This is a genomic window from Pseudomonas sp. MWU12-3088 (assembly GCF_023242405.1).
In the GTDB taxonomy this organism is placed as follows: Bacteria; Pseudomonadota; Gammaproteobacteria; order Pseudomonadales; family Pseudomonadaceae; genus Aquipseudomonas; species Aquipseudomonas kribbensis.
In genome coordinates, this window is the sequence record NZ_JALJEA010000001.1 from 608465 (window position 1) to 633886 (window position 25422).

At 61.2% G+C, this 25422-nt stretch carries 22 protein-coding genes and 1 pseudogene; 16 read left to right on the forward strand and 7 right to left on the reverse strand.

Annotation, left to right across the window (positions count from 1 at the left end; all coding sequences use genetic code 11):
• The first annotated feature begins 56 nt into the window (after positions 1 to 56).
• From M5B98_RS02765 to efeO (M5B98_RS02795), 7 genes are all read left to right on the forward strand, one after another.
• Positions 57 to 1760, forward strand: a complete 1704-nt coding sequence (locus M5B98_RS02765) for a molecular chaperone HscC (protein WP_248741734.1) — start codon at positions 57 to 59, stop codon at positions 1758 to 1760.
• Positions 1757 to 3421 carry a J domain-containing protein gene (locus M5B98_RS02770; protein ID WP_248741735.1) on the forward strand — a complete coding sequence of 555 codons (1665 nt, stop codon included), beginning with the start codon at positions 1757 to 1759 and terminating at the stop codon, positions 3419 to 3421. The genes M5B98_RS02765 and M5B98_RS02770 overlap by 4 nt, the downstream gene beginning before the upstream one ends.
• Entirely contained in the window at positions 3418 to 4422 is a 1005-nt protein-coding gene (locus M5B98_RS02775; RefSeq protein WP_248741736.1) for a DUF3829 domain-containing protein, read from the forward strand. Before M5B98_RS02770 ends, M5B98_RS02775 begins: the two co-directional genes overlap by 4 nt.
• Positions 4423 to 4539: 117 nt before the next feature.
• Entirely contained in the window at positions 4540 to 5388 is an 849-nt protein-coding gene (gene efeU, locus M5B98_RS02780; protein ID WP_248741737.1) for an iron uptake transporter permease EfeU, read from the forward strand.
• An 8-nt stretch (positions 5389 to 5396) separates the two neighbouring features.
• Positions 5397 to 6596, forward strand: a complete 1200-nt coding sequence (efeO, locus tag M5B98_RS02785; RefSeq protein ID WP_248741738.1) for an iron uptake system protein EfeO — start codon at positions 5397 to 5399, stop codon at positions 6594 to 6596.
• 17 nt (positions 6597 to 6613) lie between these two features.
• Positions 6614 to 7912: an iron uptake transporter deferrochelatase/peroxidase subunit gene (gene efeB / locus M5B98_RS02790; RefSeq protein WP_119428205.1), complete on the forward strand. Its 1299-nt coding sequence runs from the start codon at positions 6614 to 6616 to the stop codon at positions 7910 to 7912.
• 21 nt (positions 7913 to 7933) lie between these two features.
• Positions 7934 to 8758 carry an iron uptake system protein EfeO gene (gene efeO / locus M5B98_RS02795; RefSeq protein ID WP_085709988.1) on the forward strand — a complete coding sequence of 275 codons (825 nt, stop codon included), beginning with the start codon at positions 7934 to 7936 and terminating at the stop codon, positions 8756 to 8758.
• Positions 8759 to 8822: 64 nt separating this feature from the next.
• Here efeO (M5B98_RS02795) and pssA read toward each other — a convergent pair whose 3' ends face one another.
• The gene (pssA, locus tag M5B98_RS02800) at positions 8823 to 10166 is read right to left on the reverse strand and encodes a CDP-diacylglycerol--serine O-phosphatidyltransferase (protein ID WP_248741739.1); all 1344 of its coding nucleotides are present in this window, start codon (positions 10164 to 10166) and stop codon (positions 8823 to 8825) included.
• Between the two features lie 205 nt (positions 10167 to 10371).
• Here pssA and M5B98_RS02805 point away from each other — a divergent pair, with 205 nt between their 5' ends.
• Both M5B98_RS02805 and M5B98_RS02810 read left to right on the forward strand, forming a co-directional pair.
• Positions 10372 to 10938 carry a TetR/AcrR family transcriptional regulator gene (locus M5B98_RS02805; protein ID WP_248741740.1) on the forward strand — a complete coding sequence of 189 codons (567 nt, stop codon included), beginning with the start codon at positions 10372 to 10374 and terminating at the stop codon, positions 10936 to 10938.
• 52 nt (positions 10939 to 10990) lie between these two features.
• Positions 10991 to 11470: a DUF1348 family protein gene (locus M5B98_RS02810; protein ID WP_085709991.1), complete on the forward strand. Its 480-nt coding sequence runs from the start codon at positions 10991 to 10993 to the stop codon at positions 11468 to 11470.
• 39 nt (positions 11471 to 11509) lie between these two features.
• Here M5B98_RS02810 and sfnG read toward each other — a convergent pair.
• Positions 11510 to 12604, reverse strand: a pseudogene (gene sfnG / locus M5B98_RS02815) (dimethylsulfone monooxygenase SfnG).
• 256 nt (positions 12605 to 12860) lie between these two features.
• Here sfnG and M5B98_RS02820 point away from each other — a divergent pair.
• Positions 12861 to 13640, forward strand: coding sequence for a TSUP family transporter (locus M5B98_RS02820; protein ID WP_248741741.1), 780 nt, complete (start codon positions 12861 to 12863; stop codon positions 13638 to 13640).
• On the opposite strand, the gene nudC is transcribed toward M5B98_RS02820, so the two are convergent.
• From nudC to M5B98_RS02835, 3 genes are all read right to left on the reverse strand, one after another.
• Positions 13608 to 14438: an NAD(+) diphosphatase gene (gene nudC, locus M5B98_RS02825; RefSeq protein WP_085709994.1), complete on the reverse strand. Its 831-nt coding sequence runs from the start codon at positions 14436 to 14438 to the stop codon at positions 13608 to 13610. The two genes, M5B98_RS02820 and nudC, sit on opposite strands and share 33 nt — an antisense overlap.
• Positions 14439 to 14444: 6 nt before the next feature.
• Positions 14445 to 15257 (reverse strand): crotonase/enoyl-CoA hydratase family protein, encoded by an 813-nt coding sequence (locus tag M5B98_RS02830; protein WP_248741742.1) that lies wholly within the window; start codon positions 15255 to 15257, stop codon positions 14445 to 14447.
• Between the two features lie 82 nt (positions 15258 to 15339).
• A complete protein-coding gene (locus tag M5B98_RS02835) occupies positions 15340 to 16113 on the reverse strand; it encodes a class I SAM-dependent methyltransferase (RefSeq protein WP_248741743.1) in 774 nt (257 codons plus the stop codon).
• A gap of 158 nt (positions 16114 to 16271) precedes the next feature.
• Here M5B98_RS02835 and M5B98_RS02840 point away from each other — a divergent pair, with 158 nt between their 5' ends.
• The 4 genes from M5B98_RS02840 to pncA all read left to right on the forward strand — a co-directional run bounded on the left by M5B98_RS02840 (position 16272) and on the right by pncA (position 18786).
• Positions 16272 to 16805 (forward strand): tetratricopeptide repeat protein, encoded by a 534-nt coding sequence (locus M5B98_RS02840; RefSeq protein ID WP_248741744.1) that lies wholly within the window; start codon positions 16272 to 16274, stop codon positions 16803 to 16805.
• A 62-nt stretch (positions 16806 to 16867) separates the two neighbouring features.
• Positions 16868 to 17353 carry an RNA polymerase sigma factor gene (locus M5B98_RS02845; RefSeq protein WP_412548532.1) on the forward strand — a complete coding sequence of 162 codons (486 nt, stop codon included), beginning with the start codon at positions 16868 to 16870 and terminating at the stop codon, positions 17351 to 17353.
• A complete protein-coding gene (locus M5B98_RS02850; RefSeq protein WP_248741745.1) occupies positions 17350 to 18108 on the forward strand; it encodes an anti-sigma factor family protein in 759 nt (252 codons plus the stop codon). Before M5B98_RS02845 ends, M5B98_RS02850 begins: the two co-directional genes overlap by 4 nt.
• 51 nt (positions 18109 to 18159) lie before the next feature.
• On the forward strand, positions 18160 to 18786 hold the full coding sequence (gene pncA, locus M5B98_RS02855; RefSeq protein ID WP_248741746.1) for a bifunctional nicotinamidase/pyrazinamidase: 627 nt from the start codon (positions 18160 to 18162) through the stop codon (positions 18784 to 18786).
• A gap of 40 nt (positions 18787 to 18826) precedes the next feature.
• Here the strand turns inward: pncA and M5B98_RS02860 are convergent, their stop codons facing one another.
• A complete protein-coding gene (locus tag M5B98_RS02860) occupies positions 18827 to 20128 on the reverse strand; it encodes an ATP-binding protein (protein ID WP_248741747.1) in 1302 nt (433 codons plus the stop codon).
• Positions 20129 to 20132: 4 nt separating this feature from the next.
• Positions 20133 to 20834, reverse strand: a complete 702-nt coding sequence (locus M5B98_RS02865; protein WP_007960391.1) for a response regulator transcription factor — start codon at positions 20832 to 20834, stop codon at positions 20133 to 20135.
• 261 nt (positions 20835 to 21095) lie between these two features.
• On the opposite strand from M5B98_RS02865, the gene M5B98_RS02870 reads away from it, so the two are divergent.
• Together M5B98_RS02870 and M5B98_RS02875 are read left to right on the forward strand one after the other, a co-directional pair.
• Positions 21096 to 22253 carry an efflux RND transporter periplasmic adaptor subunit gene (locus tag M5B98_RS02870; protein ID WP_248741748.1) on the forward strand — a complete coding sequence of 386 codons (1158 nt, stop codon included), beginning with the start codon at positions 21096 to 21098 and terminating at the stop codon, positions 22251 to 22253.
• Between the two features lie 15 nt (positions 22254 to 22268).
• Positions 22269 to 25367 (forward strand): efflux RND transporter permease subunit, encoded by a 3099-nt coding sequence (locus M5B98_RS02875; RefSeq protein ID WP_248741749.1) that lies wholly within the window; start codon positions 22269 to 22271, stop codon positions 25365 to 25367.
• The last annotated feature ends 55 nt before the right edge of the window (positions 25368 to 25422 follow it).

Consider the following 25422-nt stretch of genomic DNA (forward strand, 5'->3'; position numbering starts at 1 on the left):
CGATGGCCGATAGGTTGTAGTCGCGAATTGCGGAATTGAAAGGGAGTCGTAAACGTATGATGGTTGGCATTGATCTGGGCACCACCAACAGCCTCGTAGCGGTCTGGCACGATGGTGCGCCGGTACTGGTGCCCAATGCACTGGAATGCCTGCTGACTCCCAGTGTCGTCGGCCTTGATGACGAGGGCCGCGTGCTGGTCGGCCAGGCCGCCCGGGAACGTTTGCAGACGCATCCGCAACTGACCACGGCCCTGTTCAAGCGGCACATGGGTAGTGCTCAGGAAACCCGCCTCGGCAAGCGTACCTTTCGCGCTGAAGAACTCTCGGCGCTGGTCTTGCGCAGCCTCAAGGAGGACGTTGAACGCCGCTATGGCGAAACCGTCACTGAAGCCGTGATCAGCGTTCCGGCCTATTTCAATGATGCACAGCGCAAAGCCACGAAAATCGCTGGCGAGCTGGCCGGTCTCAAGGTCGAACGCCTGATCAACGAGCCGACCGCCGCCGCCCTCGCCTACGGGCTGCATCAGCGCGACAGCGCCAGTTCATTTCTGGTGTTCGACCTCGGTGGTGGCACCTTCGATGTATCGATTCTCGAGCTGTTCGACGGGGTCATGGAAGTGCGCGCCAGCGCCGGCGACAACTTCCTCGGCGGTGAAGATTTCGACAACGTGCTGATCCAGGCCTTTATCAGTGCACACGCCGATCGCAAGGACATGCCCTCGTTCACGCAAGCCGAAATCGCCCAGCGCCTGCGCCGCGAAGCCGAACGCGTTCGCCATGCCCTTGGCCAAGCCGACAGCGCGACTTTCGTCTTGCGCCATGGCTCCGGCCAGTGGGAGCAGACGTTCACCCAGGCGCAACTGGCCGAGCTCTGCGCGCCGCTGCTGGTACGCCTGCGCACGCCGATCGAAACCGCACTGCGTGACGCACGCATCCGCCCTTCGGAACTGGACGAGGTGCTGCTGGTGGGTGGCACCACACGCATGCCGATGATCCGGCGGATGGTCGCCGGTTTGTTTGGCCGGTTTCCGTCGATTGCGCTCAATCCGGATGAATCGATTGCACTGGGGGCTGCAGTGCAGGCTGCACTCAAGGCTCGCGACGCGGCGCTCGAAGAGGTGGTGCTGACCGATGTCTGCCCTTACACCCTGGGAATTGAAGTCGCGGTCGATCTTGCAAAAGGCGTTGAAGCGGGGCATTACCTGCCCATCATTGAGCGCAACTGCGTGGTTCCGGTCAGTCGGGTGAAAACGGTTTCGACCTTGCGCGATGGACAGCGCCGAGTGCAGTTGAATATTTTTCAGGGCGAAAGTCGCTGGGTAAAAGACAACATTCTGCTCGGTGAACTTGTCGTCGAAGTGCCTTCGGCGCAGGCGGGCGAAATTGCCATCGACGTGCGTTTCACCTACGACAACAACGGCTTGCTCGAAACCGAGGCGCTAATCCAGCGTACCGGCGAACGTCGGGTTCTGGTCATCGAAAACAATCCCGGGGTCCTGGACCCGAAAGAGATCCAGAAACGTCTGGCGGAACTGGCCAACCTCAAGGTTCACCCGCGCGATCAACAGGTCAACAGCCTGCTGAACGCCCGCCTCGAACGTCTGTACCAGGAAAGCCTCGGCGATCTGCGCCAGACAATCGACCAGATGGCGCACCGCTTTCAGCAAGTACTCGACACTCAGGATGAACGCCTGATACGCGAAATGCGCCTGCAACTGACACAACAGCTGGATGAACTCGAACAAGGTGTGTGGCATTGAACTGCTGGGCCATTCTGGGGCTGGAGCCCGATAGCGATTTACGCAGCATCCGACGTCAGTACGCCGCATTGCTCAAAGTGCATCGCCCGGATGAAGACCCGAGCGGGTTTCAGCGCCTGCGTGAAGCCTACGAGCAGGCGGTGGAATTGAACCATCGCGCGATTGCACAGATTCATCTGGAGCCGGTGATCGAACGTCCGTTGCCGACTTCGTTACTGGAGCAGGCCGATTTCGCACCACGCGACCCGGCAGCACAACGGGCTGAAGAATTACTGGTGGACGTGCACGTCGAACAGCTTGCCGAGCGGCTCGCTCAGGCACGTGTGGCGCATTGTGAGCGGGAGTTCGAAGACCGGTTGTTGGCGATGTGCCTCTCGGCACGCGATGACCGCATGCAACTGACGGCCTGGGGAATGGAGCATTTCAACTGGTTCAATGTCTGGCAGCGAAAGGGACTGTCACCGACGGTCCTGGAAATATTGCTCAAGAAATACTGTGATCACGTGTATCAGGAGCTGCGTGAGCTGCTCGACGCTGGGCGGATCGCCGACTTCACGGAGCGTTTTCTGGCACTCAAGCGTGCCGACTGGCTCCAGCCGTTCGAACGCCACGACTGGTTCAACAACACCCTGGCCCGTTTGCTCGCGGAATCGACCGTCTGGTCTTCGCAGCTGTTCGAAACGGTCAGTACCCATCAACAGTGGTCCAGCGACGACGAGTCACGCTGCCCGCGTGCTTATTGGCCGAGATTGTCGAAGCGCCGGGATGAGCAGGTTTTCATTGAAACCCTGGAGCGCCTCGCGGAGCTGAATGACCGCGTGCCCGAAAACCGCGCCGCCCGCATGCTGCTCGCGCCAATGAGCAACGATGAACGCCGATCCTTCGCCCGGCGGTTTCTGGAAGCGGACTGGAATGCCTGCCTCACACTCAGCGAACAACTCAAGCGCATGAACCCGGAGCGGGTCCGGCAGATGCCGGACGGCGATGTATTTTTCTGGAAGGCGCTGGTCCCGCCGGGCCAGAAATGGCCCATGTCTGCCGGGATCCTCGGGGCGTCGCTTGGGTTATTGATCAGCCCTTTGATTTTCGATCAATCGGTACTCATCACCACCCTTGTTGCGGTGCTGCTTTGGGTATGCGTGCTGTCAGGGGCCGCTGCAGCATTACTGTGGGCGTGGCGCCCGCTGGCGGACCGGATCTGGACGCTGGACGAGCGCTTGAGTCGCGTCCTGTCGCCGCAGCTCAGTTTCAGACGCCCTTCGCCGCTGCTGCTTCGTGAAATCGTGCCCTGCTGGCTGATCGCGGCACTGACCTGGATTGCTTGCGGCCCGATAGCGTTTGCCGGATACGCCGCCGGGATGGTGGCGGCGAGCGCCTTGAGCCGGACCGACCGGTTCAAAACCCTGTCGGTCAGTCGACCCGCATTGCGCTTTCCGGCCCTCGGCACGGCCGGGTCAATTGCCGTGATGGCGTGTGTTATCGGCATCACCGTACTGGTCTTTCTGGTTGTCCGCGCCCAACTGATGGGGCCCGATCAAGGGCTGCAGCCGTTTGCCCAGCGAGCCTGCGGCGGCGCGTTCGACAGTCGTCCGGAATGCCGGATCGCCCCCACTCGGGAGCAGTGGTACGGGCATTCACAAGCGCAGGAGGCACGTCGATGAACAAACGTGTGAACGTGGTCGTCCTGGCCGTAGTGCTGAGCGGAGCCTTTCTCAATCTGGTGAAAGATCACCAGGAAGTGCTCGTGCCGCTCCAGCGCTGGCTGCAGCAACCGGATCTCGCCGAGCGCGAAAAATCCGCCGCCCTGCGGCCGTTGATTGCCTGCCTGAACATCGCTGACGCGCGCTGGCGTCACGCCTACAACAGCTACCTCAACCGTGATCTGAAAGCCGACACGACCTTGCAACAACGCTTTCCGGAGGATTTCGACGGAATGGCCAAAATCTACGAGGAACTGAACTTTGCCCGTGTTCAGGATGCGTATGGCTGCCAGTTGAATGCGGCGCAAAAAACCAGTCTGCAAACGTCCACCCCCGAGCTGCTTCCGCTGCAGAACCGCTTCGAAACCACTTTGAAGGCAGCCAACGAGGTGGCGGCAAGCTTCGATTTTTTCAGTTACAGGCTGCGCTATGCCGTGAGCCCTGACGAAAAAGCCGAACGCGACAATCGTTTCATTCCGCTGGCCGAAGCTTTTCTCGACGCCTCCGACCAACTGCGCCGGGCGCTCTCACTTGAAGAACAGGATTTGCGACGGGTCCAACTCGAACAGTTGAAGGGCCGCGAGCAGTTCAAATACGCGCATATCCTCAACTACATGCTGCAAGCACAGACGCTCATGCTCGATCTCGACGAGCGCGTTCGCGAACGCAGCCTGGCCCTCGATGATTTGAGTGATGGCGCAATCGCGTTGCGCAACGCTTGGGATTCGGGCAACCGGTATATGCAGCTCAATACGGCAACCAGCAGCGCCGATTACCCGGAGAGCATCTGGAATCATGTGCGGGAACCCGGCGAGCGTTACCTGCTCGCAGTCAACCGATTGCATGAAGACTGGGTGTCGAAAGCGCCCGCCCAGCAATTGAGCGACGATTTCGAGCGGATTGGCCGTGCTTATGACCAACTGATCGAGGTCTACAACAGCCAGGTTTCCAGACTGTTTTAACCTGCACTTGAGCAATGCGTTCAGCTTGCGTTCAGCTAATTGTCAATAGCGCCCGTTTGAGAATGAGTGTCATTATGTTACAAATTGTCATCTCCTCTTGCGATGACACGGTGCCGAATGCTCGTTCCCTTTCTGATCATGCTGCGCGAAGGCATTGAAGCCGCACTGATCGTTGGCATTATCGCCAGCTACCTGCAACAGACCGGTCGTGGCCAATGGATGCCGGCGGTGTGGATCGGCGTGTTTCTTGCCGCTGCGCTGGCCTTGCTGGTGGGCGGTGGCCTGGAGCTGGTCAGCGCCGAATTCCCGCAGAAACAGCAGGAACTGTTCGAAGGCGTGGTCGGCCTCGTCGCCGTGGGCATTCTCAGTTCCATGGTGTTCTGGATGCGCAAGGTGGCGCGTTCGATCAAGCATTCGCTGCAGGCGTCCCTCGATCATGCGCTGACGGCGTCGAAGCATCAGGTCATCGCGCTGATCGCCATGGTGTTTTTCGCTGTCGCCCGGGAAGGCCTGGAAACGGTGTTCTTCCTGCTCGCCGTGTTCCAGCAAAGCGAAGGTCCGGGCGCGCCGATTGGCGCCCTGCTCGGCCTGATCCTGGCGATCGTCGTCGGCTTCCTGATCTACAGCGGCAGCATGCGCCTGAATCTCTCGGCGTTCTTCCGCTGGACCGGGCTGTTCATTCTGGTGGTCGCTGCCGGAATTCTCTCCAACTCGGTGCAGGCACTGCATGAAGCCGGCGTCTGGAATCACCTGCAAACCGTGCTCTTCGATTTCAGCGCGACGCTGCCGATGGACGGCCCGTTGGGCTCGGTGCTGGCCGGCATGTTCGGTTATCAGGATGCGCCGACCGTCAGCACTCTCGGCGCGTACCTGATCTATCTGGTGGTGGCGCTGGTGATGTTCTTCTATCCGGCTCCCGCCCCGGCGACCAAAACCGCCGCCTCGAATTCCGCTTCCAGCCAATAAGGGCCTCCATGTCAAAGCCTAATACTCCCCAGGCATCCCCTCCCCGCGCCTTGCGCTGGGCGGTGGCCGGTTCGGTGGTCGTGATGATCGCCGCCGGCGGCCTGTTCTACTACGCCTCGAAAATGGCTGCGGCCAAGCGTCAGCACAACCATGACGAAGTGGTGGTCAACATCCACCCCGGCAGTTGCGAGCCCAACGAGCTGAGCGTGCCGGCCGGCCGCGCCAGTTTCCGCATCGTCAACCGCTCCGACCGGGCGGTGGAATGGGAAATCCTCGACGGCGTGCTGGTGATCGAAGAACGCGAAAACATCGCGCCGGGCCTGAGCCAGGTGATCAACGCCAACCTGCAACCCGGCGACTACACCATCACCTGCGGCCTGCTGAGCAACCCGCGCGGCGTGCTACATGTGACGCCGACCGCTGCCTCGGATGCCGCCGCCAAGGCCAAGCCGTCGATGGTCGCTTTCGTCGGGCCGCTGTCGGAGTTCCGGGTGTATCTGGCTACCCAGGGCAGCGTGCTGATCAGGGCCGTCACGGCACTGAATCAGGCGATCACCAGCGGTGATCTGGCCCAGGCGCAAGCGGCGTACCTGCCGGCCCGCGCGGCATATCAGCGTCTGGCCCCGGCCGCACAACGCCTGGCCGAGCTGGACAACAGCATCAACGCCCGCGCCGATTACTTCGAGAAACGCGAGCAGGATCCGGCCTTCGTCGGCTTCCATCGCATCGAGTACGCGCTGTTCCAGCAACGCAACCTCGACGGTTTGTCGCCAATTGCCGAGCGGCTGTTGGGCGACGTCAACACGCTGAAACAACAGTTGTTGGCCCAATCGCTGCCGCCGGAGCAACTGGTGGAAATCCTCGTGCGCAACCTCAACACCCTGGCCGACGTGCGCGCCGCCAGCGGCGAAGAGGAACGCTACAGCCACGGTGATCTCAACGGCTTCGCGGCCAATCTGGAGACGGCGCACAAAGTCGTCGAACTGCTGCGCCCGCTGCTGACGAAATCCGCCACCGACCTGCTGCCGAAAATCGACAGCGCGCTGACTGATTTCGATAACACCCTGAACGGCTTCAAGGTCAAGGACGGCTACGCAAGTTACGACACCGTCAGCGGTGAACAACGCAAACAGATCGCCGACAAGGCCAAGACCCTGGCCGACGCTCTCGACGGCATCGATCCCGCCCTCGGCCTCTCCGGCCTGTAAGTAGAAGACGAATACCGATGAACGATTCCGAACACTTCAACCTGCAACGCCGTCGCGTACTGATGGGCATGGGCGCCGCCGGTGTCGCCCTGGCCGGCACCGCCCTGAGCTGCCCGGCCATGGCCGCTGCGCCTGCACAAGTCACCGAAGCACCGAGCAGCGACAAGACCCAGGATCACCACGATTTTCATGGCGTGCACCAGACCGGCATCGTCACCCCGCGGCCGGCGTCCGGCATGCTGGTGTCGTTCGATGTGCTGGCCAGCGACCGTGAAGATCTGGAGCGTCTGTTCCGCACCCTCAACGAGCGCATCGCGTTCCTGATGAAGGGCGGCCCGGTGGCACAGATCGACCCGAAATTGCCGCCGCCGGATTCCGGCATCCTCGGCCCGGTGGTCACCCCGGACAACCTGACCATCACCGTGTCGGTAGGTGAATCGCTGTTCGACGAGCGTTTCGGCCTCGCCGCTGCCAAGCCCAAGCGCCTGATCCGCATGGTCGGTTTCCCCAACGATGCGCTGGAAGCCGATTGCTGCCACGGCGACCTGAGCCTGCAGTTCTGCTCCAACACCGCCGACACCAACATCCACGCCCTACGCGACATCGTGAAAAACCTGCCGGACCTGCTGCTGGTGCGCTGGAAACAGGAAGGCAGCGTACCCCCACAAGCCCCGGCCAAGCCCGGTGTGCCGGCGCAATCGGCGCGTAACTTCCTGGGTTTCCGCGACGGTTCGGCCAATCCGGATTCCAACGACGGCAAGGCCATGGATCGCATCGTCTGGGTGCAACCGGGCAGCGACGAGCCGGCCTGGGCGGCCCACGGCAGTTATCAGGCGGTGCGGATCATCCGCAACTTCGTCGAGCGCTGGGACCGCACGCCGTTGCAGGAACAGGAAAGCATCATCGGCCGGGTGAAAACCACCGGCGCGCCGATGGGCGCCAGCCATGAGACCGAAGTCCCGGACTACAGCAAGGACCCGGAAGGCAAGTTGACCAAACTCGACGCGCACATCCGCCTGGCCAACCCGCGCACCGCCGCGAGCCAGGCCAATTTGATCCTGCGCCGGCCGTTCAACTACTCCAACGGTGTGAACAAGAACGGCCAGCTCGACATGGGCCTGCTGTTCATCTGCTACCAGGCCGACCTGGAAAAAGGCTTCATCACTGTACAGACCCGCCTCAACGGCGAGCCGCTGGAGGAATACCTCAAGCCGGTCGGCGGCGGTTACTTCTTCACCCTGCCGGGTGTTACGGGCGACAAGGATTTCATCGGTCGCTCGCTGCTCAACGCTACCCAACCAAAAACAACTGCATAGCATTCAACAGGAGCCGCCCCCATGAAAAAGACGCCCATCGCGTTATTGCTGACCCTTGGTCTACTCAACACCCCGCTGTCGGCGTTCGCGGCGACTGCACCGCTGGATCTGGTCGGGCCGGTTTCGGACTACAAGATCTACGTCACCGAGCAACTGGACCAGTTGGGCACCCACACCAAACAATTCACCGATGCGGTGAAAAAGGGTGACCTGGCTACCGCGCAGAAGCTCTACGCACCGACCCGCGTCTACTACGAGTCGATCGAGCCGATTGCCGAGCTGTTCAGTGACCTCGATGCGTCCATCGACTCCCGCGTCGACGACCACGAAAAAGGCGTTAAGGCCGAAGACTTCACCGGTTTCCACCGCCTCGAGTACTCGCTGTTCTCGGAGAAGAGCACCCAGGGCCTGAACGATCTGGCCGACAAGCTGGATAAAGACGTGCAGGACCTGCAGACCCGCGTCGCCGGCCTGACCTTCCCGCCCGAGAAAGTCGTGGGCGGCGCTGCCGCCCTGCTGGAAGAAGTCGCCGCCACCAAGATCTCCGGTGAGGAAGACCGCTACAGCCACACCGACCTCTATGACTTCCAGGGCAACATCGACGGCGCGAAGAAAATCGTCGACCTGTTCCGTCCGCAGATCGAGAAACAGGACAAGGCCTTCGTGGCCAAAGTCGACAAGAACTTCGCCACCGTGGACAAGATCCTGGCCAAGTACAAGACCAAGGATGGTGGTTTCGAGACCTATGACAAAGTGAAGGACAACGACCGCAAGGCGCTGGTGGGTCCGGTCAATACCTTGGCTGAAGATCTGTCGACCTTGCGTGGCAAACTCGGTCTGAACTGATTTCTACGCACAAAAAAATCCCCCGAACGCGTTCTGCATTCGGGGGATTTTTTGTTTTCCGGCGTTACAGAATCCGGTACAGCAACCGCTCGACCCGCACCCGGCTCACGCGCTTGAGGAACTTGGCCACCCCGGCCGGGTAATCCGGCAAGGCTTCCAGATCCTGGAATCGCTCGATCCGCGTGGTGTGTTCGAAGATGTTTTCCAGCTCCAGACGGCGCGGCTCCAGCCACTCGCCTTTCGGGTCGTCGATCAGCAGCGCGTTTTCCAGATCGAGACGGAACGCCCGCGGATTGAGGTTGTTGCCGGTCAGCAGCGTGTAGCGCTGGTCGATCCACATACCCTTGAGGTGATAGCTGTTGTCGCCCTCACGCCACAGATGCAGGTTCAACTGGCCGCTGTCGATGTTGCGCTGATGACGCTTGGCGAAACGGCGCAGGCTGATCTCGTACAGGTACGGCAGCGCGGCGATTACCTTGAACGGCTCGGACGGCGGAATATAGAAGTCGTTGGCGGTCTTGTCACCGACCACGATGTCGATCTTCACACCACGGGCCAGCGCCCGGTTGATCTCGCGGATCACCCCCAGCGGCAGGTTGAAGTACGGCGTGCAGATGGTCAGTTGCTTCTGGGCGCTGGCGATCAGCTCCAGAATCACCCGGTTCAGCGGGTTGTTCTTGCCCACGCCGAGCAACGGGCTGACCGACAGGCCGGTATGCGCCGTGCTGCCGGCGCTGGTGTCGTAGGCCGCATATTTGAGGCGGCTGCGCAGATCGCCAATGTCGTTGCGCAGGCTGCGGGTGGTCGGCAGGTGCGGCAGGTCGAGGCGATGCACCGCTTTCGATTCGATCAGGCCGTGCTTGACCAGATGGTGCATCGAGTCGGCCAGTTCGCGACTCTGCAACACGTGATAACGGTCGAAGCGGTACTTGTCGAACTTGTGCAGATAAACGTTGTTCAGGCTCGCACCGCTGTAGACCACGCAATCGTCGATCACGAAGCCCTTCAGGTGCAGCACGCCGAACAGTTCCCGGGTCTGCACCGGCACGCCGTAGACCGGCACCACGCTCTGGTGGGTGCGGGTCATTTCCTGATACCAGGCTGCGTTGCCCGGCTGCTTGCCGGCACCGATCAAACCGCGCTGGGCACGCAGCCAGTCGACGACCACAACGATTTCAAGCTCGGGATGCTTGAGTTTCGCGGCGTGCAAGGCATCGAGGATTTCCTGACCGGCTTCATCGTTTTGCAGATAGAGCGCGACGAGGTAGATGCGCTGGGTCGCCCGGGCGATTTTCTCCAGCAGGCAACGACGGAACTCGGCGGCACCGGACAGAATGGTCACGGCCTCGGCGGTCAGCGGAAAGCTGCGCAACTTGGGCAGCAGAGAGCGTTTGAAAAGCAACGGCATAGGGCTCGCAATGGGTCGAATCCGAAGAACCCGAGAGCTTACACCATCAACTCCTTCGGGTCTTGTGAGTGTCTGTAATAACTTCATCGCCAGCAGCCTGACTCCCACGTGAATCACATTTCCAATGTGGGAGCGAGCCTGCTCGCGAAAGCCATTTCAAAATCAGCACTTGACCAAGGAGAACGATCGTTCTACTGTTCGCCACATGAACGAAATAACCAGCAACGACACGACCCGCGACATCATTCTGGATGTCACCGAAAAGTTGATCTACAAAAGTGGCATCGCCGCCACCGGCATGGATCTTCTGGTGAAAACCGCCGGTGTCTCCAGAAAGAGTATCTACCGCTACTTCGCCAACAAGGAGGAGCTGACCGTCGCCGCCCTGCAACGCCGCGACGTGCGCTGGATGCACTGGTACAGAAGCGCCGTCGATCAGGCCGAAACCCCGGCCGACCGCCTGCTCAACCTGTTTACCGTGCTCAAGGGGTGGTTCGCCTCGGAAGGCTTCCGGGGCTGCGCCTTCATCAATACCAGCGGCGAGACCGGCGATCCGCAGGATCCGGTGCGCCAGGTCGCCAAAGACCACAAACAGAAGCTGCTCGACTACCTGTGCGAGCTGTGTACCGAACATGGTGCCGAGGCCCCGCAACTGCTGGCCAGACAGTTGCTGATCCTGATTGACGGCGCCATTACCGTAGCGCTTGTGATGGGTGATCACAGTGCCGCCGATAATGCGCAATGCATGGCGCGAAAGTTATTGGACCTGTAAAGCCTCAATAAGCGACAAGTTGTTAAATCGTTAATTTGATCGGGAGACAAACATGTCTACTGCAGCCGAAGTGCGTCCGCCATTGCCACCCTTCAACCGTGAATCGGCCATTGAAAAAGTTCGCCTGGCCGAAGATGGCTGGAATTCCCGCGACCCGCAGCGCGTGTCGCTGGCCTATACCCTGGACACCAAATGGCGCAACCGCGCCGAATTCGCCAACAACCGCGAAGAAGCCAAGGCCTTCCTGACCCGCAAATGGGCCAAGGAGCTGGATTACCGCCTGATCAAGGAGCTCTGGGCGTACTCCGACACCCGTATCGCCGTGCGCTACGCCTACGAATGGCACGACGACTCGGGTAACTGGTTCCGCTCCTACGGCAACGAGAACTGGGAATTCGACGAGCATGGTCTGATGTTCCAGCGTTATGCCTGCATCAACGACATGCCGATCAAGGAAAGCGAACGCAAGTTCCACTGGCCGCTGGGCCGGCGCCCGGATGATCATCCGGGGTTGTCCGAACTCGGTCTGTAATTCAGCCGATCCCTCCTGCACAAAATGCAGGAGGGATTCTCAGGCAACTTCGGCAGTCGGGACCGATTGCGCTTTGGCTTCCAGCTCCCGCACCAACGGCAATACTCGCCGGCCGAAATACTCCACCTCTTCCTGAAAGTGCAGGAACCCCGCCAATACCAGGTCCACACCCACCGCTTTCAATGCGACGATGCGCTCGGCAATCTGCTGCGGCGTGCCGATCAGATTGGTCTTGAAGCCATCGTTGTACTGCACCAGATCTTCAAAGGTCGATTTCGCCCAGTTGCCCTCGCCTTCCGGCGACGCCCTTCCCGCCTGTTTCGCCGCATCACCAAAGGCATTCACCGCTTCCGGGTCAGCTTGATCAATGATCTGCGCCAGCACCGCTTTGGCTTCCTCTTCCGTATCCCGGGCAATGACAAACGCATTCACCCCGATTTTCACCGAATGCTGGTTCGCTGCCGCTTTGGCGCGAATGTCGTCGACCTGCGCCTTGATGCCTTCGACGCTGTTGCCGTTAGTGAAATACCAGTCCGACACCCGTGCCGCCATGTCCCGCGCCGCACGGGAGCTGCCGCCCTGAAAGATTTCCGGGTGGCCCAGCGGTTTCGGTTTGAGGCTGTAGTTGTCGAAACGATAGAAATCGCCACGGAAGGTGAAGTTGTCTTGACTCCAGATGCCGCGCAGCGAGCGAATGAACTCTTCCGAACGACGGTAGCGCTCGTCGTGCTCCAGCCAGTGCTCGCCGATGGCCTGGAATTCACCCTTGAACCAGCCGCTGACGATGTTCACCGCAATCCGCCCGTTAGTGAGTTGATCAATGGTCGCCAACTGTTTTGCCGCCAGCGCCGGTTGCCACGGGCCGGGCAGAATGGCGGCGATGACTTTGAGTTTGCTGGTGGCGGCGAGCAACGCATGGCTGAACGCCACCGACTCATGCTGAAACTCGGCGCCGTAGCCGGCGGTAAAGCGGATCTGGGTCAGGGCGTATTCGAATCCCGCCGCCTCGGCCAGTTGCGCCAGTTTACGGTTGTAGTCGATGCCTCAGTCGGTACGTTGCTCGATCTTGCTGACCACCAGCCCACCGCTGACGTTCGGCACCCAGTAGGCAAATTTCACGGCTTGCTGACTCATTGGCGTGTCCTCGGGACAGTTGATGACGGTGAGAGAGGTAGAGCAGCAAGCGTGCCAGCCTCGATGGCCCGGTTTTATTGAGGCTTCAGGTGATCGGGATGCATGACGGGAGGGTGATTTGTTGTGTACGTGTTGGCTGGGCAACAGTTGAGCAGCCGGTGGCCGGGCCTTATGGGTCGCCGCAACACCTGGAAATGAGTAACATGACTGCCCTCCCCGCAGCCCAGCTCTGCAACCTGCCGAATAAGCCGATTCCATGCCTTTCGAACTCAGCGTTGACCTCACCACCCTGGCCGTTCTGGCCCTTGTCGCTTTCATTGCCGGATTCATCGACGCCATTGCCGGCGGTGGCGGTCTGTTGACCACGCCTGCGTTGCTCACCGCCGGCCTGCCGCCGCATCTGGTGCTGGGTACCAACAAGTTGAGTTCGACCTTCGGCTCGGCCACCGCCAGTTTCACCTTCTACCGGCGCAAGCTGTTTCACCCACGGCAGTGGATGCATGCCATCGTCGGCACGCTGGTCGGCGCGCTGACCGGCGCCATCGTTGCTCACTATCTGCCGGCGGAATGGCTGAACAAGATGCTGCCGGTGATCGTCTTCGCCTGCGGCCTGTATCTGTTGTTTGGCGGCACGCCGAAAGCACCGCTGGACAGCGACGCACCGATCAAGAAAAAGTGGCAATCGAGTCAGGGTTTCAGCCTTGGTTTCTACGACGGTGTGGCCGGCCCCGGCACTGGCGCGTTCTGGACCGTCAGCAGCCTGCTGCTGTACCCGATCGATCTGGTCAAGGCCAGCGGCGTGGCGCGCAGCATGAACTTCGTCAGCAACATTGCGGCGCTGTCGGTGTTCGTGTTTTCCGGGCAGGTGGACTGGATCATCGGCCTGAGCATGGGCCTGTCGGTGATGGTCGGCGCGTTCTTCGGGGCGCGCACCGCGATCAGCGGTGGCGCCAAGTTCATTCGTCCGGTGTTCATCACCGTGGTGCTGGGGTTGACCGTGCGTCTAGCCTGGCAGCACTGGTTCAGCGTGGCCTAAGCGCCGCGCCACGTAGACGTCGATCAGGTAACGTGCAATCGATTTTGACGCCGGCAACGGCGGCAGATCGTGCACGTTGAACCACTGGGCGTCTTCGATCTCGTCTTCCTGACAGACAATCTCGCCGCCGGCGTATTCGGCATGGAAGCCCAGCATCATCGAGTGCGGGAACGGCCAGCACTGGCTGCCCATGTACTGGATGTTCTTCACTTCGATCTGCACTTCTTCGCGCACTTCGCGAATCAGACAGTCTTCAGCCGACTCCCCAGGCTCGGCAAACCCGGCCAGCGTGCTGTAGACCCCGGTGACGAAACGCGGCGAACGCGCCAGCAGCACTTCATCGCCCCGGGTCACCAGCACGATCATGCTCGGTGAAATGCGCGGATAACTGCGCAAATCGCACGGCTGGCAATACATCGCCCGCTCCCGCGGCACCTGGGTCATGGGCTGACCGCAGTTGCCGCAGAACCGGTGTTCACGGGCCCACGTCCCGATCTGCGCCGCGTAACCCAGCACTTTGTAGATCGTGTGATCGCCGTCAAGCATGAATGCCCGCAGGCCTTTCCAGTTGCAACCCGGCACCTCGCTGGTACTGCGTAGCTCCAACAGATAGACCGGCTCGCCATCGAGGTGGCCGATGCCGTGCTCGGCGAGGATCGACAAGTCCTGGCGCTTGAGCCATTCCCGGGGGAACAGCGCGCCATTGTCATCGAACAGAAAGCCCTCGGGGCTGCGCGCGACGGCCCAGCCGCCGGGTTGATCGGTGTCCAGTACTGCGGTGGTCCAGCGAGGTGTCATGGTTTCTCAATCCAGAAATTCGGGTTTCTGTTTGCTCATGTGGGCGGCCATGGCCACGCGCAAGTCGGTGGATTGCAACATGGCGGCGTTCCAGGTGGCAACGTACTCCAGACCATCGTCGATACGGTGGTCGCGCATATAGCTGATCATTTCCTTGGTGCCAGTGACCGCGATCGGCGACTTGCTGGCGATGTCCCGGGCAATGTCCATCACGCCTTCGATCAGGCTGTCCTTGTCGCTGTAGACGCGATTGACCAGCCCGATGCTACGGGCCTCTTCGGCACCAAAGGTTCGACCGGTGTAAGCCAGCTCCCGCAGCATGCCGTCACCGATGATCCGTGGCAACCGTTGCAAAGTGCCAACGTCGGCTGCCATGCCGATATCGATTTCCTTGATGGAGAACTGCGCGTCTTCGGCAGCGTAGCGCATGTCGCAGGCCGCGATCAGGTCGATGGCGCCGCCCAGGCAGTAACCCTGAATGGCCGCGAGCACCGGTTTGCGGCAATTGTCGACGGCATTGAACGAGGCTTGCAGGGTCAGGATCTTTTTGCGCAGCAGGCGCGCATTGCGGCCGACGTCCTTGCCCAGTTCATTGGCGACGCCGGCCAGCATCATCAGGTCGATGCCCGAGGAAAAGTGTTTGCCGGCACCGCTGAGCACCACCACCCGCACTTCGTCGGTGTCGTCGATCCACTGGAACACCTCGACGATTTCGCTCCAGAACGCGGCGTTCATCGAGTTGATCTTTTCCGGACGGTTGATCTGCACATGGGCGATGTTGTCGGCCAGTTCGACGCTGAAGGCGGTGTATTGAGTCATGGCAGAAATCCTTTACCGGTCTGAAAATGAGGCCTGAACTATATCAAGGCCTCAGAACGGCGGTTCGGCCAAATGCAGGACTCTAGCCGCCCTTCACCGCCACAAACGCGGCAGTCTCGTAGGGCACGGTCATCACATCCCGGCCTCGCAGTTCGGGATCGGACGCAACCAACGCCCGCAGCTGCTCATCGATCCGTGCACGCTCGGCATCCGGCAGCGCCGCGATGAAACTGGTGGAACGCACCCGGTTGAAAATCACATCTTCCGGCGAGCCGGTATGGCCGTGGTGAAAATGCTCGGCCTGCAACGGCCCGAACGCCGGGTGCGGAAACACCTTGCGCCAGGCGCCGGTGTAATAGCGCGGCGTGTCGCCTTCCCGGGCGTTGACGATGGCATCGAGCTTCGGTACCCAGCCGACCTTGGTGTCGCGCAGGTTCCAGATCAGCCCGAGCTTGCCGCCGGGCTTGAGCACCCGGGCGATTTCGTCCAGCGCCTCGGTGCTGGCGAACCAGTGAAAGGCCTGGGCGCAGACCACGGCATCCACCGACTCGTCAGGCAACGGCAAGTCCGTCGCCATGGCGCTGACAGCCAGCACATCGGGCCAGTTGGCAGACAGTTTTGCCAGCATCTGCGCCACCGGCTCCACGGCAATCACCTGGGCACCGGTCGCCACCAATCGTCCGGTGAACTTGCCGGTGCCGGCGCCGAGGTCGATAACCGTCTTGTGGCCATCCAGATCCAGGGTTGCCGTCAGCCAATCGGTCACCGCCGGCGGATAGTCCGGCCGGCCTTTGACGTAGGTATCGGCTGCGGTCTTGTAACCGGCGGCAGCGGAGTGGTGAACCTGATCTTTCATGGCGCAACTCCAGGAGTAGAACGGCGGATTGACGACAGACGACACGAGCATAGCCCGCGACTTTGAGCTTTCCTTGAATGGCACCTGACAAAGCAATGAATAAAACTTCACCTTGCGGTGTTCAACGTGACACATGACCCCACTATGGAGCCTTGCCCATGACTATCCGTTCCGTTATGTTCGCCGCCCCGTTGCTGATGGCCGCCATGTTGTCCAGCCCTTTGGCCCTGGCCCACGGTGATGAAGACGAGCCGGTGCAGAAACCCAACTGCCCGAAAGGTCAGGTGTACGACAGCAAAACGCACAAATGCGTGACGCAGACCAGCAGTCTGGTACCGGATGCCGACCGCACCGACTACGCCTATCGTCTTGCGAAGGACGGTCGCTATGAAGAAGCCCTGGCCTTGCTCGACACCCTGAAACAGCCGAACACCGCCAAGGCCCTCAACTATCGCGGTTACGCCACGCGCAAATTGGGGCGCACCGACGAAGGCATCGGTTATTACCTGCAATCGGTGAAGCTCGATCCGCAGTACGCGCAAGTCCGCGAATACCTGGGCGAGGCTTATGTCATCAAGGGGCGGGTCGATCTGGCGCAGGAACAGTTGCAGCATATCCAGAAGATTTGCGGCACGACCTGCGAGGAATACCGGGACCTGGCCGAAGCCATCAACGATTCATCGAAAACCTGACACGACACGCGGAGGCGAACATTTTCAGCGAACAGGCCTTCAGAGCCGAACTCGGACAACACCTGGCGCGCCTGTGGCGCTACGGTTTGCTGCTGTCGCGCAACCGGCACGTGGCCGAGGATCTGGTGCAAGCCACCTGCGTACGGGCGCTTGAACGTTCGGGCCAGTACGTGGCCGGCACGCGCATGGATCGCTGGCTGCTGAGCATTCTGCATTCGATCTGGCTCAATGAAGTGCGCGCCCGCCGGGTGCGCCAGGGCCAGGGCGTGGTGGACGCCGACAGCCAGCTGACATTCGACGGCGAATACGCCGCACAGACCCACGTCATGGCGGCGCAGGTGATCCGCCGCGTCGATGCGCTGCCGGAAACCCAGCGCGAAACGGTCTATCTCGCCTACGTCGAGGGTCTGTCCTATCGCGAAGTCGCCGACATCCTGCAAGTGCCGATCGGCACCGTCATGAGTCGCCTCGCCACCGCCCGCCTGAAACTGGCGGAATACCCGCCGCTACATGCGGTACCGAACACCCCCGCAGGAGACCGGCAATGAATACGCCTTCCGACGAGCAACTGGTGGCGTATCTGGACGATGAACTGGACCGCGAACAACGCAGCCAGCTCGACAGCCTCATCGCCGACGATCCGCTGCTCAACCTGCGCGTGCAGTGGTTGAGCCGCAGCAACCTGCCCTATCGCGACGCCTACGACGAGCTGGCCCGACAGGCACCGCTCGATCGTTTGCAAGCCCGACTGGATGCCGCGCCCTCTCCGCAACGGCCCGGATTCAGCCGTCGCTGGTTCATCGGCGCGGCAGCAGCGGGCGTGGCGCTCGCAGGTGTCGCGGCGGATCGATTGTTCCTCGGCTGGCAAGCGCGGCAATCGCATAGCTGGCGCGAGCTGGTGGGCGATTACATGGCGTTGTATGTACCGCAAACCCTTGAACATCTGGCCACCGACGAAGCCTCGCAACTGGCGCAATTGCGCACCGTCGACGCACGGCTGGGCCTGAGCCTGTCGCCCGCGAAGCTGAAACTGCCCGGTGCGCAGTTCAAACGTGCGCAGCTGCTTGAATACGACGGCGTGCCGATTGCACAGATGACTTGGCTCGATGCCGCCCACGGCCCGCTCGCACTGTGCGTTACCCGCTCCAACAGCGGCAGCCAGCCGCTGGCCCATGAGCGCCGGCACGGGATGAACGTGGTGTACTGGACCGAACGTGAGCATGCCTGGATGCTGATCGGGCATAACCCGGCCGCCGAGCTGGAAGGTCTGGCGAAAATGTTTAAAGAGCGGCTGAGCACATGAGCCAGCCTGTCACTATGCTTGGCCAGTGATTATCCAGGGAGGAACCCTTACATGACGATTTCACCGCGTACTGCATTGCTGGTCATCGATGTACAGAACGACTTCATTCCCGGCGGCCAACTGGCCGTGCCCGAGGGTGACCGGATCGTTCCGCTGATCAACCGTCTCGCCGAGCAGTTCAAGCAAGTGGTCATTGCTCAGGACTGGCACCCGGCGGGTCATGCTTCATTTGCGTCAAGCCATCCCGGCCGTCAGCCCTACGACGTGATCCAACTGCCGTATGGCGAACAGACGCTCTGGCCGGATCACTGCATTCAGGGCACACACGGTGCCGATTTTCATTCGGGACTCAATCTGCCCCACGCTCAACTGATCATCCGCAAGGGCTGCAATCCGGACATCGACAGCTATTCGGCGTTTCTGGAAGCAGACCGGGCGACCACCACCGGGCTGACCGGTTATTTGAAGGAGCGCGGCATCGACACGGTGTACATGGTCGGCCTGGCGCTGGATTTCTGCGTGATGTTCTCCGCGCTGGACGCGCGGGCGGCGGGGTTCAATACGTTTGTGGTGCTGGATGCGTGCCGGGCGATCGACATGAACGGCTCGCTGGCATCGGCGATCGAGCGGATGCAGGTGGCCGGGGTCGGGTTGATTCAATCCACTGAATTGCTCTGACTGGTGCTCGTTCCCACGACGATCGGGGGAGCGAGCAACTTCACGTCGGGGTCGGCAACCAAAGCCTGAATCGCGCCCCACCCAACGGCGAACCTTCCACCGTCAACGTCCCGCCCTGCGCTTCCAGCGCCCGACGGCTGATGGCCAGGCCCAGACCAAACCCGCCAGTAGCGCGGTCCCGACTACGGTCCAGTCGATAAAACGGCTCGAAAATCCGCTCCCGCTCATCCTCCGGAATACCGATGCCATCGTCATCCACCCAGATCTCACAACCCTTCGGGCAGACCTGAACGCCGATCTGAATGCGTTTTTCGCAATAGCGCATGGCGTTGCGCAGCAGATTCTGAATTGCACGGGCAGTCAGGCGCGGATCAAGGGAGAAGCGTTCCAGCTGATTGTGCAGCAACACATCGATGACGATTTCCGGAGACTCCAGTTCTTCGTCGACGCTGCCCAGAATGCTGTCGATGAACTCGTCCAGCGACACTTCGACCTGTTCCGGCAAACGCGCCGGATTTTGCAGGCGACTGTAGGACAGCAACTCCAGCACCAGCTCATCCAGTTCGCGAATGTGCGCCACCAGACCTTGCAGGCGTTCACGACTGGTTTGCGGCAAATCATCGGACAGCGCCAGCGCCAGGCCGAAATCCAGTCGGGTCAGCGGCGTACGCAGTTCGTGGGACACCGCGTTGAGCAGATCACGCTGCTGGTTGAGCAGGTTTTCGATGTCGCCGGCCATGGTGTCGAAGACGTTGGCCAGACTGCCGATGTTCGAACTCGAGCCAATTTGCGTACGCTCACTCAAATGGCCTTTACCGAAGCGCTCGGCAGTGCCCTTCAGGCGTTCAAGATCACGCCAGTGCGGCCGTAACCACAGCAACAGGCACGCCAGTAAACTCGCACCGATCAGAACGTTGATGCTCCAGTACAGCAAGTTCACGTCCATCGGGTCCGGCGGCACCACCATTTGCACGGCGACCTGGTCGTTCAGCGGCGTCACCGCCAGCGTGCGCCAGCCCCAGTCGCCGATGCGCACCACGTTTTCACCACGGCGCAGGCGCTCTTGCTCGATCGGGGTGAAATCAGCGTTATCGATACGGGCGAGGACGATGTGCAGCGGCTGGAAGTCCTTGTCCATCGACGCGGCAACCGCCGGCCACTGATCCTGCGGCACCGCGCGAAACTGTTTGGTGATCAGCGATTGCAGGCCCCGGGAATAGTCGAGGTTGTAAGTCACGAAGCGATCCCTGAACGCCATCACCACCAGATCCGGCACCAGATAGATTGCCGCGCTGTAGGAAACGATCGTCACCAGATATAGGCGAAACAGGATTCTGAACATCGACTCAGCATTCCCACTCGGAACGGCTGAACAGATAACCCTTGCCCCACACGGTCTTGATCTTGCGCGCCTCGCCGGCGTGATCATCGAACTTGCGTCGCAGCTTGGAAATCGCCACGTCCACCGAGCGGTCGGTGCCGTTGAACTCTATACCGCGCAGGCGTTGCAGGATCTGGTCGCGACTGAGCACTTCACCGGCATGACGGGCCAGCACCACCAACAGGTTGTACTCGCCGCTGGACAGTTCCACCGGCTGTTCGCGCCAGGTCACGGTGCGTTCCGACAGATCAATGCATAGATTGCCCATCAGGATCCGGTCGTTGGCGGTCATCGGCTCGCCCAGGCTGCTACGACGCAACAATGTGCGCACCCGCGCCAGCAGGACGCGTGGCTCGCAGGGTTTGGTCACGTAATCGTCGGCGCCCATTTCCAGGCCCAGCACCTGATCATGGCTGTCATCGCGGGCAGTGAGCATCAGGATCGGCAGCGTCGCCGAATCGGCGCGCAACAAACGACAGACCTGCAAACCATCGAGGCCCGGCAGCATCAGGTCGAGAATCACCAGGTCCGGCGGATTGAGCCGCGCCCGTTCGCGCACATGGTCGCCTCGGCCGATCACGCTGACGGAATAGCCGTTGCGCTCGAGATAGCTGGAGATCAGTTCGGCGAGGGCGGTGTCGTCTTCGACCAGGAGGATGTTGGGCATTGATGATCCAGAAAGTGCTGTGGCGACTCATCATCCGCTATCGCGAGCAGGCTCGCTCCCACAAGGACTGTATTCCAAATGTGGGAGCGAGCCTGCTCGCGATGCTTTATCTGTCGCAATAAATTTCAAGGCGTAAAGGATATACGCCCTCACTCGTCCCTGAGCAAAACCCTTACACAATTTCACACAGCGCCTACAAAGCTTCACCGCTACCCTCGGCGACTGTCCGTAGGATGCGCAGATCAATATTGGGGGTTGTACATGTCGAAGAATCTGCTGGCCGGGCTCGGCCTGATCGCATTGGCGCTGACGCTGGGTGCCTGTGGTAAATCCTCGAGCACTGAGGAACAGGCGCCACCGGCCACCGTGCGGGTCGAAACCCTTGAGGCGCGCCCCCTGTCGATCAGCAGCGAACTGAGCGGACGCATTGCCGCGCCGCGCATCGCCGAGGTCCGCGCCCGGGTCGCCGGCGTGGTGCTGCAACGCACCTATCGCGAAGGCAGCGACGTGAAAAAGGGCGACGTGCTGTTCCGCATTGACCCGGCACCGTTCAAGGCCGACTTGGACAGCGCCGAAGCCGCCCTGCGCAAAGCCGAGGCCAATGCGTTCCAGGCAAAACTGCAGGAGCAGCGCTACGCCCAGTTGATCGACGACAAGGCCATCAGTGCTCAGGACTACGACAACGCCCGCGCCAACGCCCGGCAGACCGCCGCCGACGTTGCCGCCAACAAGGCTGCCGTCGAGCGCGCGAAGCTGAGCCTCGGTTACGCCACCGTCACTGCGCCGATTTCCGGCCGTGTCGGTCGTGCGCTTGTGACAGAAGGCGCACTGGTCGGTCAGAACGAAACCACGCCCATGGCGCTGATCCAGCAACTGAATCCGATCCACGCCGACCTTACCCAGTCGACCCGTGAATTGAACGAGCTGCGTCGGGCCTTCCGTTCCGGCCAGTTGCAGCAGGTCGGTCAGGATCAGGTCAAGGCCACGCTGATTCAGGATGACGGCAGTCTGTACCCGCTACCGGGCAAGTTGCTGTTCAGCGACATCACGGTCGATCCGGGCACCGGGCAGATCGTTCTGCGCAGCGAATTCCCCAACCCGGACCTTGATCTGCTGCCCGGCAGCTACGTTCGCGTGCGTCTTGAACAAGGTGTGATCCAGCATGGCCTCACCGTGCCGCAACGAGCCGTACAACGTGACAGCGCCGGTGTGGCGCAAGTGCTGACCGTCGACGATCAGATGCGCGTCGCCCTGCAACCGGTTCAGCTCGGCGCGGTGCAGAACGACCGCTGGATCGTCACCGGCGGCCTGAAGGCCGGCGACCGCGTGGTCATCGAAGGCCTGCAGCACGCCCGCCCCGGCGAAACGGTGCAGATCGATGACACCCCTCTTCCACTTGCCCAGACCTCTGGTCAGTAAGCAGGACGCTCTTCTATGCCGCAGTTCTTTATCGACCGCCCGGTGTTCGCCTGGGTCGTCGCGTTGTTCATCCTGTTGGCCGGTGCGCTGGCCATCCCGCAATTGCCGGTGGCGCAATACCCCGACGTCGCGCCGCCGCAGATCGAAATCTATGCCGTATACCCGGGCGCCTCGGCGCAGACCGTCGACGAAAGCGTGGTCAGCCTGATCGAGGAAGAGCTCAACGGCGCCGATCACCTGCTGTATTTCGAATCGCAGAGCAGCCTCGGCAGCGCCACGATCAAGGCCACTTTCCAGCCGGGCACCAACCCGGAACTGGCGCAGGTTGATGTGCAGAACCGCCTGAAGGTGGTCGAGTCGCGCCTGCCGCAAGCGGTCAACCAGCAAGGTTTGCAGGTGGAAAAAGTCTCTGCCGGTTTCCTGCTGCTGATCACCCTGACCTCCAGCGACGGTAAGCTCGATGACGTAGCGCTGAGTGATTATCTGGCGCGCAACGTGATGAACGAGATCAAGCGCATCGACGGCGTTGGCAAAGCCCAGTTGTATGGCGCCGAACGGGCGATGCGGATATGGGTCGATCCGCAGAAGCTGATCGGTTTCAACCTGACGCCAGCCGACGTCAATGCCGCCATCGTCGCGCAGAACGCTCAGGTCTCGGCGGGCAGCATCGGCGATCTGCCGAACCCGAGCACTCAGGAAATCACCGCGACGATTCTGGTCAAGGGACAACTGTCGACGCCGGAAGAGTTCGCCGACATCGTGCTCAAGGCCAATCCGGACGGCTCCACCGTGCGCATCAAGGATGTGGCGCGGGTCGAGATCGGCAGCCAGGAATACCAGTTCGGTACGCGCCTGAACGGCAAGCCTTCCACCGCCGTCGGCGTGCAACTGTCGCCGGGCGCCAACGCCCTCAGCACCGCAACGCTGATCCGGGCGAAGATGGATGAACTGTCGCGCTACTTCCCGACCGGTGTGGAGTACAAGATCCCCTACGACACCTCGCCATTCGTGAAGGTCTCGATCACCAAAGTGGTCTACACCCTCGGCGAGGCGATGTTGCTGGTGTTCGCGGTGATGTTCCTGTTCCTGCAGAACATCCGCTACACGCTGATCCCGACGCTGGTGGTGCCGGTGGCGCTGATGGGCACCTTCGCGACCATGCTCGCGCTGGGCTTCTCGATCAACGTGCTGACCATGTTCGGCATGGTATTGGCCATCGGCATTCTGGTGGACGACGCCATCGTTGTGGTGGAGAACGTCGAGCGGATCATGGCCACCGAAGGCCTGTCGCCCAAAGAGGCCACACGCAAGGCGATGCGGCAGATTACCGGCGCGATCATCGGCATCACACTCGTGCTGGTGGCAGTGTTCATTCCGATGGCGTTCATGCAGGGTTCGGTGGGCGTCATCTACCGGCAGTTCTCGCTGTCGATGGCCACCTCGATCCTGTTCTCGGCCTTCCTTGCCCTGACCTTGACCCCGGCATTGTGCGCAACGTTGCTCAAGCCGATCGCCAAGGGCGAGCATCACGAGAAGACCGGGTTCTTCGGCTGGTTCAACCGCCGCTTCGAGCAACTGACCGATCGCTATCAGGGCTGGGTCGGTTACGCACTGAAACGCACTGGGCGTTATCTGCTGATTTACGTTGTGTTGCTGGTTGGCCTGGGCCTGTGCTTTGCGCGCCTGCCCTCTTCGTTCCTGCCGGTCGAAGATCAGGGTTACACCATCACCGACATCCAGTTGCCACCGGGCGCGACCAAGAATCGTACCGTGCAGGTCGCCGAACAGCTTGAAGCGCACAACAACGGCGAACCGGGCATCAGTGACAGCGTGGTGATTCTCGGTTTCAGCTTCTCCGGCAGCGGGCAGAACGCCGCGCTGGCCTTCACCACACTCAAGGACTGGTCGCATCGCGGCAGCGACGACTCGGCCGGCTCCATTGCCGAGCGTGCCAACATTGCCCTGAGCCAGATCAAGGACGCGATGGCATTCTCGGTGCTGCCGCCACCGGTTGACGGCCTCGGTACTTCCAGCGGTTTCGAATTCCGCCTGCAGGATCGCGGTGGCCTCGGCCATGCAGCCCTGATGGAGGCGCGCACCCAACTGCTGGAAGCCGCCGAGAAAAGTCCGATCCTGATGAACGTGCGAGAAAGCGCACTGGCCGAGGCCCCGCAAGTGCAGCTGGAGGTGGACCGCAAACAGGCCAACGCGCTGGGCATTTCCTTCGCCGACTTCGGCAACGTGCTGTCCACCGCCATCGGTTCTTCGTACGTCAACGACTTCCCCAATCAGGGGCGGATGCAACGGGTGGTCGTGCAGGCCGAAGGCGACCGTCGCAGTCAGGTCGACGACCTGCTGAAGATGCACGTACGCAACGACGCCGGGAAAATGGTGCCGCTGTCGGCATTCGTGAGAGCCACTTGGACCCAAGGCCCGGCGCAGTTGACCCGCTACAACGGCTATCCGGCGATCTCGATTTCCGGCGAGCCGAAACCCGGCCACAGCACCGGCGAAGCCATGGCGGAGATCGAACGTCTGGTAGCGCAAGGGCCGAAAGGCATGGGTCAGGAATGGACCGGTCTGTCGTTGCAGGAGCGTTTGTCCGGCAGCCAGGCACCGATACTGCTCGGTCTGTCGCTGCTGATCGTGTTCCTGTGCCTGGCGGCGTTGTATGAGAGCTGGTCGATTCCGACTTCCGTGCTGCTGGTGGTGCCGCTCGGTGTGCTTGGCGCTGTGCTGGCGGTGACTTTGCGCGGGATGCCTAACGATGTGTTTTTCAAGGTCGGCCTGATCACCATCATCGGCCTGTCGGCGAAGAACGCGATCCTGATCATCGAGTTTGCCAAGAGCCTGTATGACGAAGGTCACGATCTGATCGACGCCACGCTGCAAGCGGCGCGTCTGCGGTTGCGGCCGATTGTCATGACTTCGCTGGCGTTCATTCTCGGCGTGGTGCCGTTGGCGATTGCCACCGGCGCGAGTTCGGCGAGTCAGCAGGCGATTGGTACCGGGGTGATTGGCGGGATGATTACCGCAACATTGGCGGTGATCTTTGTACCGGTTTTTTTCGTTGTCGTGATCAAGCTTGTGCGCCGGTTCACCAAGCCTGATTGATCGAGCGCTCCCGGCGCGGTGGCCACAGGTCGCCGCGCTGGGCTAAGGTGTCTGA

Coding starts and splice junctions, on each gene's coding strand:
- M5B98_RS02870 (WP_248741748.1), top strand. CDS start 21,096: ATGTCGAAGAATCTGCTGGCCGGGCTCGGCCTGATCGCATTGGCGCTG.
- M5B98_RS02765 (WP_248741734.1), top strand. CDS start 57: ATGATGGTTGGCATTGATCTGGGCACCACCAACAGCCTCGTAGCGGTC.
- M5B98_RS02830 (WP_248741742.1), bottom strand. CDS start 15,257: ATGACTCAATACACCGCCTTCAGCGTCGAACTGGCCGACAACATCGCC.
- efeB (WP_119428205.1), top strand. CDS start 6,614: ATGAACGATTCCGAACACTTCAACCTGCAACGCCGTCGCGTACTGATG.
- M5B98_RS02835 (WP_248741743.1), bottom strand. CDS start 16,113: ATGAAAGATCAGGTTCACCACTCCGCTGCCGCCGGTTACAAGACCGCA.
- M5B98_RS02850 (WP_248741745.1), top strand. CDS start 17,350: ATGAATACGCCTTCCGACGAGCAACTGGTGGCGTATCTGGACGATGAA.
- M5B98_RS02865 (WP_007960391.1), bottom strand. CDS start 20,834: ATGCCCAACATCCTCCTGGTCGAAGACGACACCGCCCTCGCCGAACTG.
- M5B98_RS02805 (WP_248741740.1), top strand. CDS start 10,372: ATGAACGAAATAACCAGCAACGACACGACCCGCGACATCATTCTGGAT.
- M5B98_RS02820 (WP_248741741.1), top strand. CDS start 12,861: ATGCCTTTCGAACTCAGCGTTGACCTCACCACCCTGGCCGTTCTGGCC.
- nudC (WP_085709994.1), bottom strand. CDS start 14,438: ATGACACCTCGCTGGACCACCGCAGTACTGGACACCGATCAACCCGGC.
- M5B98_RS02875 (WP_248741749.1), top strand. CDS start 22,269: ATGCCGCAGTTCTTTATCGACCGCCCGGTGTTCGCCTGGGTCGTCGCG.
- efeO (WP_085709988.1), top strand. CDS start 7,934: ATGAAAAAGACGCCCATCGCGTTATTGCTGACCCTTGGTCTACTCAAC.
- efeU (WP_248741737.1), top strand. CDS start 4,540: ATGCTCGTTCCCTTTCTGATCATGCTGCGCGAAGGCATTGAAGCCGCA.
- M5B98_RS02840 (WP_248741744.1), top strand. CDS start 16,272: ATGACTATCCGTTCCGTTATGTTCGCCGCCCCGTTGCTGATGGCCGCC.
- pncA (WP_248741746.1), top strand. CDS start 18,160: ATGACGATTTCACCGCGTACTGCATTGCTGGTCATCGATGTACAGAAC.
- efeO (WP_248741738.1), top strand. CDS start 5,397: ATGTCAAAGCCTAATACTCCCCAGGCATCCCCTCCCCGCGCCTTGCGC.
- M5B98_RS02775 (WP_248741736.1), top strand. CDS start 3,418: ATGAACAAACGTGTGAACGTGGTCGTCCTGGCCGTAGTGCTGAGCGGA.
- M5B98_RS02810 (WP_085709991.1), top strand. CDS start 10,991: ATGTCTACTGCAGCCGAAGTGCGTCCGCCATTGCCACCCTTCAACCGT.
- M5B98_RS02860 (WP_248741747.1), bottom strand. CDS start 20,128: ATGTTCAGAATCCTGTTTCGCCTATATCTGGTGACGATCGTTTCCTAC.
- pssA (WP_248741739.1), bottom strand. CDS start 10,166: ATGCCGTTGCTTTTCAAACGCTCTCTGCTGCCCAAGTTGCGCAGCTTT.